Source organism: Mannheimia kashgarensis (assembly GCF_041807705.1).
Classification (GTDB): domain Bacteria; phylum Pseudomonadota; class Gammaproteobacteria; order Enterobacterales; family Pasteurellaceae; genus Mannheimia.
Map to the genome: position 1 here is coordinate 37,371 of NZ_JBGTYY010000013.1, position 15,515 is coordinate 52,885.

The following is a 15,515-nucleotide window of genomic DNA, read 5'->3' on the forward strand; positions in this document are numbered from 1 at the left end:
ATATCCCGATATTCAAACGCAAACAAGCGGGGCAAATTGGCAAAAAATTTGCAAAATGCCGCCGCTTGGATTGAGATTAATTAGAAAGAAAATTCAGCTTTCGTCCAGTAAGTTCTTGGCATACCGAACACCGCAAAGCTACGATCATACTGCCCTCGTTGCACTTGCCAGTAGTGCTTGTTAAACAGGTTTTCCACACCGGCACGCAGGGTCAGGCTCTGTTTATCAGCCCATTTCAAGGTATATTTCGCCCCTAAATCGACAGTGGTATAAGACGGTAATTTATATTGTGCGGCAGTATCTTGATAGGATTTGCCATAATGCTGAATACCTGCGTTGAGCGTTAAATTCGGCACGAAAGCTGCCGCAACCATCGGGCTGAACCGGTCAGCCTTCAAACGGGTTGAGGTGGTACGATTTAACTGCTCAATCCATTGGAAACGGCCGCCGAGAGTCAAACGAATGTTATCTTCCCATATGCCCAGTGTATCGGATAACGCCACGCTTTGAGCGGTAAATTGATTATCGGCAGCTTGCACAATACCTCGATGGTTCGGTGCTTCACTAAAATTCGGGTGATAGAAATTGGTCGTATATCTACCGGCACGGGCATTTGTCGGATTGCTGTCGTGATCCCGCTGACGCTGAACCCGATCATACGCCACACTCCAATAGTGGTTAATCACGCCGGTTTCAAACTGACCTTGCAATTTTAAGTTACTGCTGGTGGCACGGGAGCCGAAATCCATTGCCGTACTGTTTTCGGCACTGTATTTGCCCTGAGTATCCAACGCTTTGAGCTGGGTAAACGAACCGTAGTATTTTGATTCCATATGCCCGATTCCGCCCGATAACATCATTGTGGCCGGCAAGTCGTATTCAAAGGTCAGCATTGCCGTTTCATCATCGGTCGTCTGTTTCGACAACTCAGGCACAAGGTTGATTTTGCCGTTAGGTGCAAGCGGGAGATTAAAGACTAAATTTTGCAAATCCTGTAACCTTGCCCGACCGCCGTTAGCAGCCCGCTTGGTTTGGAAATAGTCCAGCCCAACCCGCAATTTATCACCACGATAGTCCGCCCCAACCGCAATCTCTTTTGCCAGCTCCGAATAGCCGTGACGAGGCGTATTGCCGTCACGGTATAAACCGCTTACCCGAATGCCCCATTCATTATTCGCACCAAAACGGCGGGCAAGATCAAATGACGGTTGTAAACGGTTATTGCCGAACCACGCCAAGCCGATTTTATTGATCGGTTCATCTCTTGCCCGTTTGGTTTCAATGTTCACCGATGCACCGGCAGAACCTTCCGGATCCATACCAACGGTTGCCGTTGAAGCCCCTTTAATCACCTGTGCCGATAAAAGAGGGGTAGTCATAAAGAGAGCAAGATAGAAAGGGGGGTGTTTGAATTTCATTTTATAATTCCATTTGTAGTTGAAAATTATTCTCAATTATAACAATGTGTCTTTCAAAAGCAGGCTAAAGCGTTTTAGTTATGTAAAATAGTAAGCAAAAATGACCGCTTGCGTTTCGAGCTAGACTAAAATCGCTAAATCGTAGAAAATAACGCTCATTTTTCCCATAAGAATAAAATAGAAATGACCACAGAAATCAATTATGAAGGCATTGAACAAATGCCGATTAAGCGTTTTACCGAAGACGCTTACCTCAACTATTCAATGTATGTGATTATGGACAGGGCATTGCCGTTTATTGGCGATGGCTTAAAACCTGTGCAACGTCGTATTATTTATGCGATGTCTGAACTGGGCTTAAATGCCTCTGCAAAATATAAAAAATCGGCTCGTACGGTGGGTGATGTGCTAGGTAAATTCCACCCGCACGGCGATAGTGCCTGTTATGAAGCAATGGTGTTAATGGCTCAGCCGTTTTCTTACCGCTATCCACTCGTTGATGGACAAGGAAACTGGGGAGCACCCGATGATCCGAAATCCTTCGCTGCAATGCGTTATACCGAATCTAAACTTTCTAAAATTGCTGAGGTGCTATTAGGCGAGTTAGGGCAAGGCACAGTTGATTATCAACCAAACTTTGATGGTTCACTCGAAGAGCCAAAATACTTACCAGCCCGTTTACCACATATTTTATTAAACGGCACAATGGGGATTGCGGTGGGTATGGCGACCGATATTCCTCCTCATAACATTAACGAGTTGGCTGATGCCAGCGTGATGTTATTGGATAATCCTAAAGCGACTTTAGACGATATTCTGACCGTCGTGCAAGGCCCTGATTACCCAACGGAAGCAGAGATTATCACGCCAAAAGCGGAAATTGCCAAAATGTATGAGCAAGGGCGTGGTTCGATAAAAATGCGTGCGGTGTGGAAAAAAGAAGAGGGCGAAATTGTGATTTCAGCTTTGCCACATCAAGCATCGCCGTCAAAAATTATTGAGCAAATCGCCACTCAAATGCGAAATAAAAAATTGCCGATGGTGGACGATATTCGTGATGAATCTGACCACGAAAACCCAATTCGCATTGTGATTGTGCCTCGCTCGAATCGTATTGATTTTGATGCTTTGATGGATCACTTGTTTGCAACGACAGATCTGGAAAAAAGTTATCGTGTAAATATGAATATGATTGGTTTAGATGGCAAACCAGCGGTAAAAAATCTACTTACGATTTTAACCGAATGGCTGACATTCCGCCGTACGACAGTAACTCGCCGTTTAAATTACCGATTAGACAAAATTTTAAACCGCTTGCATATTTTAGACGGTTTGATGATTGCTTTCTTAAACATCGATGAAGTGATTGAGATCATTCGTAACGAAGACGATCCAAAAGCAGAGTTAATGGCTCGTTTCAATTTAAGCGAACTACAAGCCGAAGCTATTCTGAACTTACGTTTACGCCACTTGGCAAAATTAGAAGAGCATCAATTACAGGCGGAAAAATCAGATCTTGAAAATGAGCGTGATGAATTACAGCTTATTTTAGGTTCGGAACGCCGTTTAAACACATTAATTAAGAAAGAAATTCAAGCAGACGCTAAAACCTTTGCCAGCCCACGCCGTTCGCCATTGGTGGAGCGTGCAGAGTCTAAAGCGATTGCAGAAAGTGACTTAACGCCAACGGAAGATGTAACCGTTATCCTGTCTGAAAAGGGCTGGGTACGCTGTGCAAAAGGGCACGATATTGATGTACAAGCACTAAGCTACCGAGCAGGCGATGGCTACTTTGCCCACGCACGAGGTAGAAGCAATCAACCGGTGGTGTTCTTAGATAGCACAGGGCGAGCTTATGCCTTAGAGCCAACTTCACTCCCTTCAGCCCGCTCTCAAGGCGAACCGCTTACAGGGAAAATTACTTTACCTGAAGGGGCAACGGTGCAACAGGTATTAATGGCAAATTCAGACACTAAAGTGTTAATGGCGTCTGATTCAGGCTATGGCTTTATTTGTACCTTTGAAGACTTGGTTTCACGCAACAAAGCAGGGAAAGCGGTCATTTCTTTAACAGAAAATGCAAAAGTGCTACCGCCGCAACTACTTGAAAATGATGAAAATTTATCACTTGTCGCAATGAGTAATGTTGGCAGAATGCTTGTTTTCCCAGTAAGCGAACTTCCTGAATTATCTAAAGGAAAAGGCAATAAAATCATTAACATTTCTGCAGCCGCAGCAAAATCAGGTGATGAATATCTCGCCCGTTTATTGGTCATCAAACCAACGAACTCTCTCGTGTTTGTTTCGGGCAAACGTAAGATTACGTTAAAACCGACTGACATCGACAACTACCGAGGCGAGCGTGCTAGAAAAGGTTCACAACTTGTAAGAGGGTTGAGTATTAATTCGACTGTGGAGATTGTGGAATAAGTCTGTATATGAATATCAAAAGTGGCTTAAAACTACATAATAAGAATTTAAGCCACTTTATAAGTAAAATTAGAACTTAATCACATCACCGTTTTTCGGCACAGTAACACGGTTTAACTGCTGTTTTTCCACAAAGGCTTTCATCTGATCGCTGCTGATGCTGGTTTGTGGTAGTGCGTCCATATGCACGGTTAAAATTTTCGCTTGCGGGGCGATAGTGTGGGCTTTTTCCACATCGTCCTGACACATAATCGGGCTGCCTTCAAAATTCGGCAGTTTGGCACAGCCGGCATTCAGCACCACAAAATCCGGTTTATAGGTGTTGAATGAATACTCTACTTCGTGATTCCAGATGGTATCGCCGACCAAATAAACAGTCGGATTGCCTTCGGCTTTCATCACTACGCCCATCGCATCGCCGACCATTTCCGCTACTTTCTGGTTCGCATACATCGCATCGGTGCCGTGCTGACCCCGTGTGCGGGTTAAGGTAACACCTTCAAACGGCGTATCTTTACCGACCACACGCACATCGGTAAAGCCTTGTGAGCGGATTAAACGGGCATCACCGGCGTTCTGCACGAAAATCGGCAGATTTTTCGGCACTCGCTGTTGTGCCACTTCGTCCCAGTGGTCGGCGTGGGTGTGGGTGACGATCACCGCATCAACGCCTTTCAGCACTTCTTCAATGCTTTGATTCATCTCTACGGTCGGGTTACGCTTTTGAGCATTTGGCGGTAGGTAGCGATCTTTCTCGGCAAGGTACGGATCGACCAAAAAGGTTTTGCCCGCATACTCAATTTTAGCGGTCGCATTGCGAATATGTTGATATTGGTTATCGGCAGCTTGAGCGACACTAGCGGCAAACAGTGCCGCTGCGATCAGACCTAATGTGGTTTTTTTCATAAAATAGGATTTCCTGTGTTGAAAAGATGGCTAGGCCATCGTGTTATCGCACTTTTCAGCGGAAAAATGCGGGCTATTCTCTCAAAAGTTGAGAATTTTATGCAGCAACAAGCGGTGAATTTTGCAGAAAATGTTGCAAAATCCACCGCTTGCCCTGCCGTTAAATCATTTTTTCGACCTTCGCCGGTATGCCGTTGCGTACCGCCGAGCCGCAGACCCAATCAATCCACGGGGATTTGACGGCTTTGGTGTGGTCGATAATGCCAAGATCGTTGAGGTTAATCCCTTTGGCGATCATCGGGTTGCCTTGCACTTCCACACCGTCAATGGTGTAGGAGCTTGCCCCGAGCTGTTTGTGGCCGTAGCCGTGCTCAATCCCAATCGTGCCTCGTGCGATGCCGTCCAGCACCATTATTTGTACGCTGAGGCTGGCGGTTAGGGTGCTGAGTTTTACGAGTTCGCCGTGTTTAATTCCTCGCTCTTCGGCATCAAGGCGGTTCATTGCGACAATGCCTTCGGGCTTGATCGAGAGCAGGCGTAACAGCGGGGCAGTGATACTGCTCATAATGTTCGATTTAAACGAAATCAGTTTAAAGTCCCATTCCGCTTGCGGGTAGTGCTGTTCAAGCGTTGAGCCGTCCGCAAAACGAGGCGACATATAGCTCGGACAGCCCCAATAGTGTTCGCCGTTGCTGTGGTGTTGGGCTTTATACACGGTTTCATTCCAAATTTGCAGGCAGTTTTTCCACTGGAACGCCATATTATCGCCTTTCCAAGCACTCTCGTGTGGGGCGAATCGCCCGCCCTTGCAATAGATATTCGCCGCTTTCAGGCGTTCTTCCGCTTTGAGTGTCTGCTCGATTTTCGGCATAATCCGTTGCACGCCAGTGAGCAGTAGATCTTGCTCGTTTGCATCAGGAGCCGGTTTTTCGCCGACAAAAGCGATGTTTGCCGCCGCTCGTAGAAAGTAATCTTCCGAACGGTTGAGCGGATAGCTGTTGCCCTCCAAATCGGCAATCGCATTCTCACCAAAGCCCGGCAAGCCCATTTTCTTGGCAACGGCAATCACAAAGGCCTCCATACAGATTGTGTCGCCCTCCGCCGTTTTCGCATTCAGTGAGGCGACAATCGGGTGGCGAGCGGTGCTGGCACGGGTCGGCACGCCTGCCCACGGGCTTGAAAAGCCCCAGCTCTCGAAATTGTGCGTATCCGGCACGATGTAATCCGCCAGAGCGGTGGTTTCGTTCATAAAGGCATCAACGGCGATAAAGAGCGGTAAGATGGTCGGATCTTTGAGTTTCTCCAACGCAATCGGGTTCATCGCCGTCAAGCCGTAAATCGGGTTGCTCATATGGCTGATCCACGCCTTCGCAAAGTAGGGGTAGCCCTGCACCATTGAGGTGATCATCTCGGTGGTCTGCCCGCCGGTGAACGGATACCACGCCCCCTGTGCAGGGTACGGATTTTCGCCCTTCGCCACTTTCTGCTTGAACTCGCTCGAATTTTGGTACGCCTTTTTACTGCGGGCGAGGTTCGTGCCTTTCGGCTTCACTTGGTTCGGGAAATTGGCTAAATCATATCTCGGGCCATCGCCGAAATCCTTAAATTTGCCGGGACTGACCGACATTCCGCCTTTTTTATTGAGGTTGCCGACCATCGCATTTAACAGCAAAATTGCCCAAGCAGTGTAGAAGCCCGTGCTGTGCATGGTGCCGCCGTGCGTAATGGCATTGGCTTTATGCCCGTGAGAGGTGAATTTTTTCGCCAAGTTTTCAATGGTTTGCACCGGCACACCACAAATCTTGCTGTATTCTGCCAGTGTTTTTTGTTGGGCGGACTCTTTGAGCAACTGCATTGAAGATTTGACCAGTACTTCCGAACCATCGAGCAATTTTGCAACTTGTTCCACAAAAATGACCGCTTGTTCGCACTGTTTAGCGGCAATCAGCTCACCCGTTGCCTGATCTTTGACCACGATCACATTCTCTTCCACTTTCTCTTCTGGGTCGAGTACCACCGCTTGAATATCGCTAATCCGCAATGCCTGACCGAATTTCGGGTGGTTCGGCTCACAGATAATCAGGTGAGAGGCGTTGGCATAGCTCACATTGCCCGCTTTCTCCATCGCAAACAGGCTCGGGCGGGAGAGATAATCGGCGTTGAAACGGTTGTTTTCGATAATCCAACGCAACATTCCCATCACCAGAGCCAAATCGCCTTCGGGCTTAATCGGCACCCAGTGGTTATTCTGCGTGGCAAGGGACGAAGTCATCTCCAAGCGGGGCGAAACCACCACATAGCTGAAATTGTCATCAGGACGGCGTTTGGCAAGCTGACGGGCTTGGCGTTTGAACGGGTTGCCCGATTGAGCCGGTGAAGTGCCGATAAACAGGATAAATTCAGCGTGATCCCAGTCCGGCTTGGCGTGTTGGTTATTGTCGAAATCCTTCATAAACGCCCCCGAACCGGCACGGTAAGATGCCCCGCAGTACGCCCCATGTTGGGAAAAGTTGATCGTGCCGAAACTCTTCTGAGCAAAGCGTTGCAACAACGGCTGACGACCTTCGGGGCCAGCAAAAGTCACAAGGAGCTGGTTAGCTTTCACGCCTAAATCGGGCTGTTTCGGGTTGATCGGATCTTGTAGGTTGCGTATTGCCTTCAAGCCCTCCACTTCGCCCTCACCGAACAGATTACCGCCATTCACCACCTCTTCCACCAACTGCTCAAAACTGATGGTCTGCCACTTGCCTTCGCCCCGCTTGCCAACCCGTTTTAATGGTTGAGTAATGCGGTAGGGGCTGTTCACGCCTTCTAAAAATGCCGCACCTCTGGCACAGGCGGTAGAGCGGTTTTCAATTCCACTTTCGCCCGCTAGTAACACCTCCGCTTTGGCAATCGGCATACCGAACGGCAGAGTTTTATCGGAAGAGAGCGGGTGGTAGGGGTTGCCCGCAATGCGAATGACCTTGTTGCTTTGCAGATCGACCCTTGCCCGAATACCACACTGCGTCCAACAACCCATACACTGCGTGTTGCAAACCATCTGATTTGGGTTCGTCAGCAGTTTGCCACCTTTCACTTGATACTCCGGCGACAGCGAATTGCCGTGAATCGGATCGGTGGTTTTCACCCCCGAAGTACCGTGTATCACCCCTTTGGCAATCTCCGACACCTTCGGCGCATACCCCGCCCCAAACGCCGCCGCCCCACCGAGCGCAAGACCACCTTTTAATAAATTCCGCCGTTTGTTATTCATTTTATTCCCCACAAGCAAAGCTAAAATTCAATGCAGTCATTGTAAAAACGGGCGGATTAGGTGGGTATTGTGGTTTTCCACATATCGGGGGGAAGTTTGATTTGGGTCAAGGGGGAGGGAACAAGCGGTCAAAATGCGGTGGGAGTTTGCAAAGTTTTGAGGGGATTTGACCGCTTGCAAGTCAAATAAGAATTTTTTCTTAAATTAAATCTATTCTGAAATTAATGTGAATATATATTTTATAGGATTATTTACTCCCTAATTTTTCTTTTAAAAGAAAAATTTCATTTTTTAGGTTTTCAATAATATCATCCTTTAACTTAATAATTTCATCTTTATGATTGAGCATTATAGTCAATTTCTCTACATCATTATTCCCTAAAAATATATTTGAACTTGCATTGCTATTGTTATTTCCTGTTGTAATAATAATTTTACCATCTTCACCATAAGTTAATAATTCATAAATATCAGTATTTAGAACACCTAAAATTTGTTCTAGCCTTTCAAAATTAACTCTTGTCTCACCGCGTTCAATTTTTGCATAACCTTTAGTAGACATCTTTAATTTCTCAGCCATATCTTCTTGTGAAAGCTGATTATCTTCACGGAATAAACGGATTTTTTCATTAATATTCATAATAGAACCTTACTTATCACATCAGAACTTTTTAGGGGGGTAATGAGAATTTTTTGTGGATTGTAGCATAAACAGGCAGTTTGTAGAATAGTATAAATTTTTATTGCGAAAGGTACAACTTTTTATGACATTTATAGCACAGATGGGCAAGTTTTTATTTGGCTCTAATATCAAGCCAAATACTGGTGATCAACATACAGATAAGGTTTCTCATCAAGTTTATGAGCAAGGTGTAATAAAGCTATCACAAGGCAACTATGCGGAAGCTCTAAGTCATTTTAAAAAAGCAGCTTCTTTTGGACATGTCTCAGCTAAATATAACCTTGCATTAATGACTTTTAATGGGTTAGGTGATTATCCTGATTTTGAGTTTGCTCGAAAATTATTTCAAGAAGCAAAAAATGCTGGGCATCTTCGTTGTGATGAGTTTCTAACATTTATGCAAGAAGTTGATGAGATATTTTCTGAAGATGTAATGTTTATGTCTTTAGCATTCAATCAATCGTTCATTAAAAATTCAGAGTTTGCCATTGTTAAATTCGGAGCTAGACCTGAAATGCAAGCAGGAGAAATTATCTATCTTATTTCTCGCTATTTTATTTCTAAATTAAAAAATAACCCTAACTCAGTAAAAATATTTTTAGCATACCACGAAGAATTTCTTGATGAAGATTTTATCAACTTAGAAGAGCTTGAAAGAAAAGGTCTTTACCAATCTAATTTAGATATTTCTCCTTTTAACCAGCCTTTTTTAAATGATGTAACCAGTGCTGTTGATGATATAATTTGGGAAAATATTAAAGATAACTACCATTTAGAGGATTATGAATTATACGAAGCAAAATTTAGAATTGTGAGAGAAGTGATTAAAAGTATTCACCGTTTATAAATGAATATTCTCATAAAAATCAATAATCCAGATTAAACCTGAATATAAAAAACATTTCTTTATATTAAAGAATCACAGAGAAAAACAGAATTATAGGAGTTAATTTACTATGGGGTTTCTAGATATTTTTAGATTTGGAAAGAAAAATGAAATAACCGAATCAGTAAAATCAAGTATTTCTACAACTAACAAATTACTATCTCAAGCTGAAACAGGAGTTTCTGATAGTGGAAAAGAAGCCTATGATTTAGGTATGAGATATTTAAATGAATATCCAATCAACTTTGATCTTGCAAGAGAAAACTTTAAAAAGGCAGTAAATTTAGGGTATGCAAAAGCTAGAGATGCTGCTTATGTAATTGGTTTAGAAACCCCTAATAAGATTGGGGTAGATAACGCCACGGAGATAATGTTAAAAGCAGTAAATAATTATAAAAACAATCAGCAACACATTGGGGATCTTGTTTATTTTATTACCTACGATCTTAAATACAACATCTTTAATACAAGCTCAGATCCAGTGTATTACGCATCAAGATTTATTGATTACGAAGTTTATTGTATGCGTGAGTATGGCAATGATGTTGTATATAGATTTCATAATAAATCATCATTAAAAAACTGGAAAATTAAATATACTGATGATTGGGAAAGCGGAGAAATACCTAGACATTCTGAATACCTAAATGAAAAGTCATTTCCAATGATTTCTGCATTAAGTGGAATTTCTATGATGAATGGAGACATGGCTGTTTTAAGGGCTGCTGTCGTAGTGGATATTTTGGATAATTATTTATCAAATGATGAAAATGAAAATATCTCCAAAAAAGAATTAACTCAAAGTAAAGAAAATTTAGAAAGCTTAAGAAAAGAGTTTTGGGATAATTTATCTCCTATGTGGAAACGGATATTAGGTGGTAATCTTCGATGCCAAGAAATGATAAAGTCATATGGAGGAATTATGAACACCTCAGGTTCCCTAGCTGAAGATATTTATATTTTTGGAAGGAAATTTGAAACATCTTCTGAATATCCTGATGGATTGTTTGATATAACAGAAATAAAATATCCATATAAAGGAAAAAAAACCATACATTCTTTTGGTGCTTCTATAGAATTAGGTGGACTAATAGAGATACCATTTATTTCTGAATTACCAGATTTTAGCTTATTCCCTAATCTAGAAGAGCTTGTTATTTATCAGGATAAAATCAATGCTTACTTTAATCTAAGCACAATAAAATCATTAACTAAATTAACGCTATCATTTCCAAATGGAACAAGTTCTAATATATTATCTAATTTACCATCTAGCGTTAAAGAACTAACTTTTGCTTATTTGAAAATTGATAACATAGATCTATTTTCAGGTTTACATTTAGATAGAATTATTTTAGCTGGGTGTTATACTAAAAATGGGTTATTAGTTAATCCTGACAATCTTGATAAAGAACTAATTAAGCAGTTATTACCAAATACAGAATTAATTATTCGTAATTATTTGTAGAATGTATTAATGCAAACCGAAGCCCTTTTCTCTAACATTGCTGATCGTATCAGTCAAGAGCTTTCCCAAGCGGAAAGCTCTATTTATATTGCTGTGGCTTGGCTAACTAACCTAGATTTATTTGAAATCTTGGTAAAAAAAGCCAAGTCCGGAATAACCGTACAGCTTTTACTTTCTAATGATGAAATCAATCAAAATAGTTATTTGGATTTTTCTCGCTTAAAAATGGGTGATTCTGTTGCTTATCTCATTGGCGATGGAAAAACTGATCTAATGCACAATAAATTCTGCATTATTGATCGCAGAATTGTTATTACCGGATCTTATAATTGGAGTTATAAAGCCGAAAAAAATAATCACGAAAATATTGTGATTACAACTGATGACTTTGAACTTGCCGATCAATTCATTACTCAATTTAAACAAATTCGAGATAGTTACTTCTCCCATCAAGAATATCTAGAATTTCCGGTAGCAAAAATTATTAAACGCTTGGAAATTCTGAAAAATTATGTGATTTTAGAAGATCAAGAGGATATTGAGCGAGAAAGCCGTAAATTATCGGCTTACCAATTTCAACAAGAGATTGCTCAAATTATTGAAGCATTATCAAAAAATTATTTTTCACAAGCAGTTGAATTAATTGAAGAATTTGTAAAACGCCATCACCAAATTATTATTTATGATGAAGTAGATATAGCTGCTCTTAAATTGGAAATTCGTCATTTAGAACATCAACTAAATGCTTATGATGATGAAAAAACGGAATTGGAGAAAACTCTCGCTTTATTTCAACATCGTCATACCAAAGAGCTTGGAAAATATATCTCTCGGTTATTACACTTGCGCAAGTTAAAATTTATTTGGGACGATGAAAAATTTGCCGAAGCAGAGCAAGATGAACGCAAATATCATCAACAGCTTGAAGAAGAAAATGAAAAAGAAATTCAACAATTAAACGAGGAAGAGCAAAAGGCTTTAAAACGAGCCTACAAAAAAGCAAGTATCCTTTGCCACCCGGATAAAGTTGCAGAAGAAATGAAAGCCGAAGCGACTGAAACCTTTACTAAACTAAAACAAGCCTATGAGGAAAATAATTTAGAATTGGTACAGGAAATTCTAACTCATTTAGAACAAGGTAAATTCTTTAAATCTCGTGCTGATTCAATTAGTGAGAAAGAAAAACTCAAACTTGAAATTCAACGTTTGCGTAAAAAAATTCAGCAACTAGAAGTGGAAATTTATGCGATAAAAGAAAGTGAAGAATATCAAACCATTTCTGAAATTGAGAATTGGGACGAGTATTTTGCAGATACTCGCGAGAAGCTGATTGCGGAGATTGAGAGAATTGAACGAGAAATTTAGAATTTCTTGATGCATATTATATAATTTTCAGTGTGGCCAAAATCCGCAAAATTCTGACCGCACTTGACCGCTTGTTATCACTACTTTTTATGGGTATAAGCCTAAACACTTGGTGAATTTAATATGTTTTTATGGTTATACCCAGAAAAATTGCAAAATTAGGTAAATCTGACCGCTTGCAAGCCCGCTTCTTTTTATTCATTTGAAAAAATGTACTAATTACATGCTTTTTCGTTGGAAAAAATGTGTTATCACTTTTCTTTATGAATGCTCAGACACACAACCTGCCACACTACGATACTCACCAACATCGCCAACCCCCAAATCGACAAAATCCCCAATCCACCATCGACAGCGGTCCAATCAAAATGATATGGATTTTGCAAGGCATTGGTTTTAGCGATAGTTTGGACTTGGATCACCAGCACCCAGCGGAGTAGCCAGCCGAAGGCGATGAGGGCAAGCACGCCGAGCCATTGCAAGCGGTGGTTTTTGGCGGAAAAATTGCAAATGAGGGCAATTAGCCAGAAAATGCCGACAAGGTAGGCGGTGATTGAGCCGTTGAACAGTAGGGCGAAATTCCGTTGGGTGTCGGCGTTGTGGAAAGTCAAGCCGAGGACGGAAAGTGCGGTTACAATCAACAAGATTTGTAGGGGCGTACGGTGTACGCCCTGATTTTGCCCCTTGGGCGTATGACATACGCCCCCACATTTTTCAGCAATGAATTGGGTTAAGCCAAATGCCACTGCCCACGCCGAGAAGAGCATAATAGGTAGTAGCCAGCCGTTGTGCCACAAAGCTCTTGTGCCGGTTTGGTAGGTTTCCAGCACGGTGTAGCCGATAATCCCGACCGCCGTGAGTAACGACAACAGGCGGAATGCCCAGAGCAAGGTTTGATTGCGTAGGATTGGCAAATTCAGCCAAGCCAACCATTTCGGCATATTCGGTTGCGAATGTTGAGCTAGCACAAGCACAAAATAGCCTGCAACCGCCACGCTAAACAGTGGCAGAATAATCGCCCCCCACGCCATCGGCGACCACCACGCAAAATCGGTGTAGAAATGCAGAATGCGGCTTGGTTGGTGCAGGTCGGCGGTTAAAGCAACAGGGGCGACAATCGAGCCGATAAACGCCACTGTAACCGCAGCCAATTCACAAGCGGTCGGTTTCTGAGATTTTTTTGCAAACAGCACCGCCGTGAAAACCGCCGTTGCCGCCACGCCGACAAAGAAGAAATAATTGACAATCCACGGCAACCAGACGATATGTTGTGGTTCTACTAAAATTTCATTGATTACTGCATTTTCCATCTTACGCCTCCCCTGTCCAAAGCATCGGCTGACCTTCGACTTTGCTCACAAACGCCTCGTCTAAGCCTAAATAGAACACATACGGCACCGTGCCAGCCTCCAGTTTTAATACTTTAAGTTCATCTTTATGTGATTGATAAAGCTGAGAAATTTGGCTGTTTGGGTCGTTTAAATCGCCAATTACCCTCGCACCGCCTACACAGCTTTCCACGCACGCCGGTAGCAAACCCGCTTCCAAACGATGGGTGCAGAAGGTGCATTTATCGGCAGTTTTGGTCTCTTCATTGATAAAACGGGCGTCGTACGGACAGGCCTGCACGCAGTAGCCGCGGCCGATGCACTGCTCATTATTGATTACCACCACGCCGTCTTTGCGTTGGAAAGTCGCCTGCACAGGGCAAACCGGCACGCACGGCGGCTGGTCGCAGTGGTTACATAAGCGAGGCAGCACCACATTGTTCGCCACTTGCTGACCGTTGGTAACCTCATACTGGCGAACGGTGGTGCGGAAACTATGCAACGGCGTAGAATTCTCCACCGAACAGCTCACCGTGCAAGCCTGACAGCCGATACATTTGCGTAGATCAATCAACATTCCATAGCGTTTCGCTTCGTCTCCCTCACGGCGATCAGGCATAAACCTCTTCGCCTGAGCCAACGGAACCGCTGACGCTCCCACCGTTAAAGCAGAAAATTCTTTTAAAAACAAGCGTCTGGATAATTCCATACTTCCCCCACAATTATTTTAATGAATGGTGGTATTGTAGGTTTGTGGTGATAGAGATGGGTATTGTGGTTTTCCACATATCGGTGGGGAAGTTGATTGAGATCAAGGGGCAAGCGGTCAAAGTGCAGAGGGGATTTGCAAAGTTTTTGGGGAATTTGACCGCTTTTAAAAGATTCCAGAATCAACTTTAGTGGCTCAATCTGCTGCTTCAGATTTAGCAGATAATATACCTTTTGTCCACCGTCAGGGAAATTATACTCGAGCGGAACACGCTAAACAGTATCAGCCTAATTCATATTTTGTAGATAAGTTACCCTATACTGAATTTTTAGATGAACAAAAAATGTTACTGCTCGAAGATGGTCGTTCAGTTGGAGTAGTCTATGAATTAACAATGATCCCAACAGAAGGCCGTTCTTCTGACTATTTAGGAGAACTTCGCACACAGGTAACAGATGCGTTACAGGATAACTTTAAACAACTTACTAAGGCTCAAATTCAACTCATTACTTCTGTTCGGAAAGAAAACCGTAAATATACTGAGGGTGTGCTGCTATCAAGTAAACAAGAAACCTTATTCCGTGTTGTACCGCCGAGCATTTACCTTGCTCTTGCAATGGCAGAGCCAGAAGAAAAAGCAGAGCGTGCAGAATTAATGCGGAAATATAATATTTCTGAACTCTATGCCGCACTAAAAGTAGCACAGGTGTAGTGCAGCATATCGCTAAACGTTATTATCGGGTTGTAAATACTAATTATATAAAAATTCACTTCGATGGCGAGCGTAATCAAGAAAATGGTTTGCCTCCATTTTGTTTAACGGTCTCATTATCTGGTTTTAACGATATTCCAAATACAGAGGGGAATTCAGGTTTTTTAACTATCAGTGGGGTGGATTGTGTTGATGTACATTGGTTAGTTGGAATGCTGCAGAAGATCAGGCTTGATCTGACAATTCACTCTAAAAAGTGAGAGTTTCCCGTTTAGAATATGAGTGTCAAAAATCAATCTAAACAAAAAGGAAACTCTCATGTTTTATTACTTACAACCCTCTCATTAAACACAAG

At 42.6% G+C, this 15,515-nt stretch carries 11 protein-coding genes; 5 read left to right on the forward strand and 6 right to left on the reverse strand.

What is annotated here, in order from left to right; genetic code table 11:
* Positions 1-80 precede the first annotated feature (80 nt).
* Positions 81-1,418, reverse strand: coding sequence for a TonB-dependent receptor domain-containing protein (locus tag ACERCF_RS06930; protein ID WP_373625093.1), 1,338 nt, complete (start codon positions 1,416-1,418; stop codon positions 81-83).
* A gap of 183 nt (positions 1,419-1,601) precedes the next feature.
* Here ACERCF_RS06930 and parC point away from each other — a divergent pair, with 183 nt between their 5' ends.
* Complete coding sequence (gene parC, locus ACERCF_RS06935; RefSeq protein WP_373625094.1) at positions 1,602-3,848, forward strand: DNA topoisomerase IV subunit A; 2,247 nt, start codon at positions 1,602-1,604, stop codon at positions 3,846-3,848.
* Positions 3,849-3,917: 69 nt separating this feature from the next.
* Here parC and ACERCF_RS06940 read toward each other — a convergent pair whose 3' ends face one another.
* From ACERCF_RS06940 to ACERCF_RS06950, 3 genes are all read right to left on the reverse strand, one after another.
* Positions 3,918-4,754 (reverse strand): MBL fold metallo-hydrolase, encoded by an 837-nt coding sequence (locus ACERCF_RS06940; protein ID WP_373625095.1) that lies wholly within the window; start codon positions 4,752-4,754, stop codon positions 3,918-3,920.
* Between the two features lie 160 nt (positions 4,755-4,914).
* The gene (locus tag ACERCF_RS06945; RefSeq protein ID WP_373625096.1) at positions 4,915-8,010 is read right to left on the reverse strand and encodes a tetrathionate reductase subunit A; all 3,096 of its coding nucleotides are present in this window, start codon (positions 8,008-8,010) and stop codon (positions 4,915-4,917) included.
* 247 nt (positions 8,011-8,257) lie between these two features.
* Positions 8,258-8,650 carry a helix-turn-helix domain-containing protein gene (locus ACERCF_RS06950; RefSeq protein WP_373625097.1) on the reverse strand — a complete coding sequence of 131 codons (393 nt, stop codon included), beginning with the start codon at positions 8,648-8,650 and terminating at the stop codon, positions 8,258-8,260.
* Positions 8,651-8,774: 124 nt separating this feature from the next.
* Here ACERCF_RS06950 and ACERCF_RS06955 point away from each other — a divergent pair, with 124 nt between their 5' ends.
* The 3 genes from ACERCF_RS06955 to ACERCF_RS06965 all read left to right on the forward strand — a co-directional run bounded on the left by ACERCF_RS06955 (position 8,775) and on the right by ACERCF_RS06965 (position 12,411).
* Complete coding sequence (locus ACERCF_RS06955; RefSeq protein WP_373625098.1) at positions 8,775-9,539, forward strand: tetratricopeptide repeat protein; 765 nt, start codon at positions 8,775-8,777, stop codon at positions 9,537-9,539.
* A 109-nt stretch (positions 9,540-9,648) separates the two neighbouring features.
* Positions 9,649-11,046 carry a hypothetical protein gene (locus tag ACERCF_RS06960; RefSeq protein ID WP_373625099.1) on the forward strand — a complete coding sequence of 466 codons (1,398 nt, stop codon included), beginning with the start codon at positions 9,649-9,651 and terminating at the stop codon, positions 11,044-11,046.
* A 9-nt stretch (positions 11,047-11,055) separates the two neighbouring features.
* Positions 11,056-12,411 (forward strand): phospholipase D-like domain-containing protein, encoded by a 1,356-nt coding sequence (locus ACERCF_RS06965; RefSeq protein ID WP_373625100.1) that lies wholly within the window; start codon positions 11,056-11,058, stop codon positions 12,409-12,411.
* Positions 12,412-12,662: 251 nt separating this feature from the next.
* On the opposite strand, the gene nrfD is transcribed toward ACERCF_RS06965, so the two are convergent.
* Both nrfD and ttrB read right to left on the reverse strand, forming a co-directional pair.
* The gene (gene nrfD, locus ACERCF_RS06970; protein WP_373625101.1) at positions 12,663-13,721 is read right to left on the reverse strand and encodes an NrfD/PsrC family molybdoenzyme membrane anchor subunit; all 1,059 of its coding nucleotides are present in this window, start codon (positions 13,719-13,721) and stop codon (positions 12,663-12,665) included.
* A gap of 1 nt (position 13,722) precedes the next feature.
* A complete protein-coding gene (gene ttrB, locus ACERCF_RS06975; RefSeq protein ID WP_373625102.1) occupies positions 13,723-14,448 on the reverse strand; it encodes a tetrathionate reductase subunit TtrB in 726 nt (241 codons plus the stop codon).
* Between the two features lie 190 nt (positions 14,449-14,638).
* Here ttrB and ACERCF_RS06980 point away from each other — a divergent pair, with 190 nt between their 5' ends.
* Entirely contained in the window at positions 14,639-15,160 is a 522-nt protein-coding gene (locus tag ACERCF_RS06980) for a TraC family protein (RefSeq protein WP_373625103.1), read from the forward strand.
* The last annotated feature ends 355 nt before the right edge of the window (positions 15,161-15,515 follow it).

Excerpts from the sequence above, each read along its gene's own strand:
- parC (WP_373625094.1), top strand. The coding sequence starts at position 1,602 with ATGACCACAGAAATCAATTATGAAGGCATTGAACAAATGCCGATTAAG.
- ACERCF_RS06945 (WP_373625096.1), bottom strand. The coding sequence starts at position 8,010 with ATGAATAACAAACGGCGGAATTTATTAAAAGGTGGTCTTGCGCTCGGT.
- ACERCF_RS06955 (WP_373625098.1), top strand. The coding sequence starts at position 8,775 with ATGACATTTATAGCACAGATGGGCAAGTTTTTATTTGGCTCTAATATC.
- ACERCF_RS06940 (WP_373625095.1), bottom strand. The coding sequence starts at position 4,754 with ATGAAAAAAACCACATTAGGTCTGATCGCAGCGGCACTGTTTGCCGCT.
- ACERCF_RS06965 (WP_373625100.1), top strand. The coding sequence starts at position 11,056 with ATGCAAACCGAAGCCCTTTTCTCTAACATTGCTGATCGTATCAGTCAA.
- nrfD (WP_373625101.1), bottom strand. The coding sequence starts at position 13,721 with ATGGAAAATGCAGTAATCAATGAAATTTTAGTAGAACCACAACATATC.
- ACERCF_RS06930 (WP_373625093.1), bottom strand. The coding sequence starts at position 1,418 with ATGAAATTCAAACACCCCCCTTTCTATCTTGCTCTCTTTATGACTACC.
- ACERCF_RS06960 (WP_373625099.1), top strand. The coding sequence starts at position 9,649 with ATGGGGTTTCTAGATATTTTTAGATTTGGAAAGAAAAATGAAATAACC.
- ACERCF_RS06950 (WP_373625097.1), bottom strand. The coding sequence starts at position 8,650 with ATGAATATTAATGAAAAAATCCGTTTATTCCGTGAAGATAATCAGCTT.
- ttrB (WP_373625102.1), bottom strand. The coding sequence starts at position 14,448 with ATGGAATTATCCAGACGCTTGTTTTTAAAAGAATTTTCTGCTTTAACG.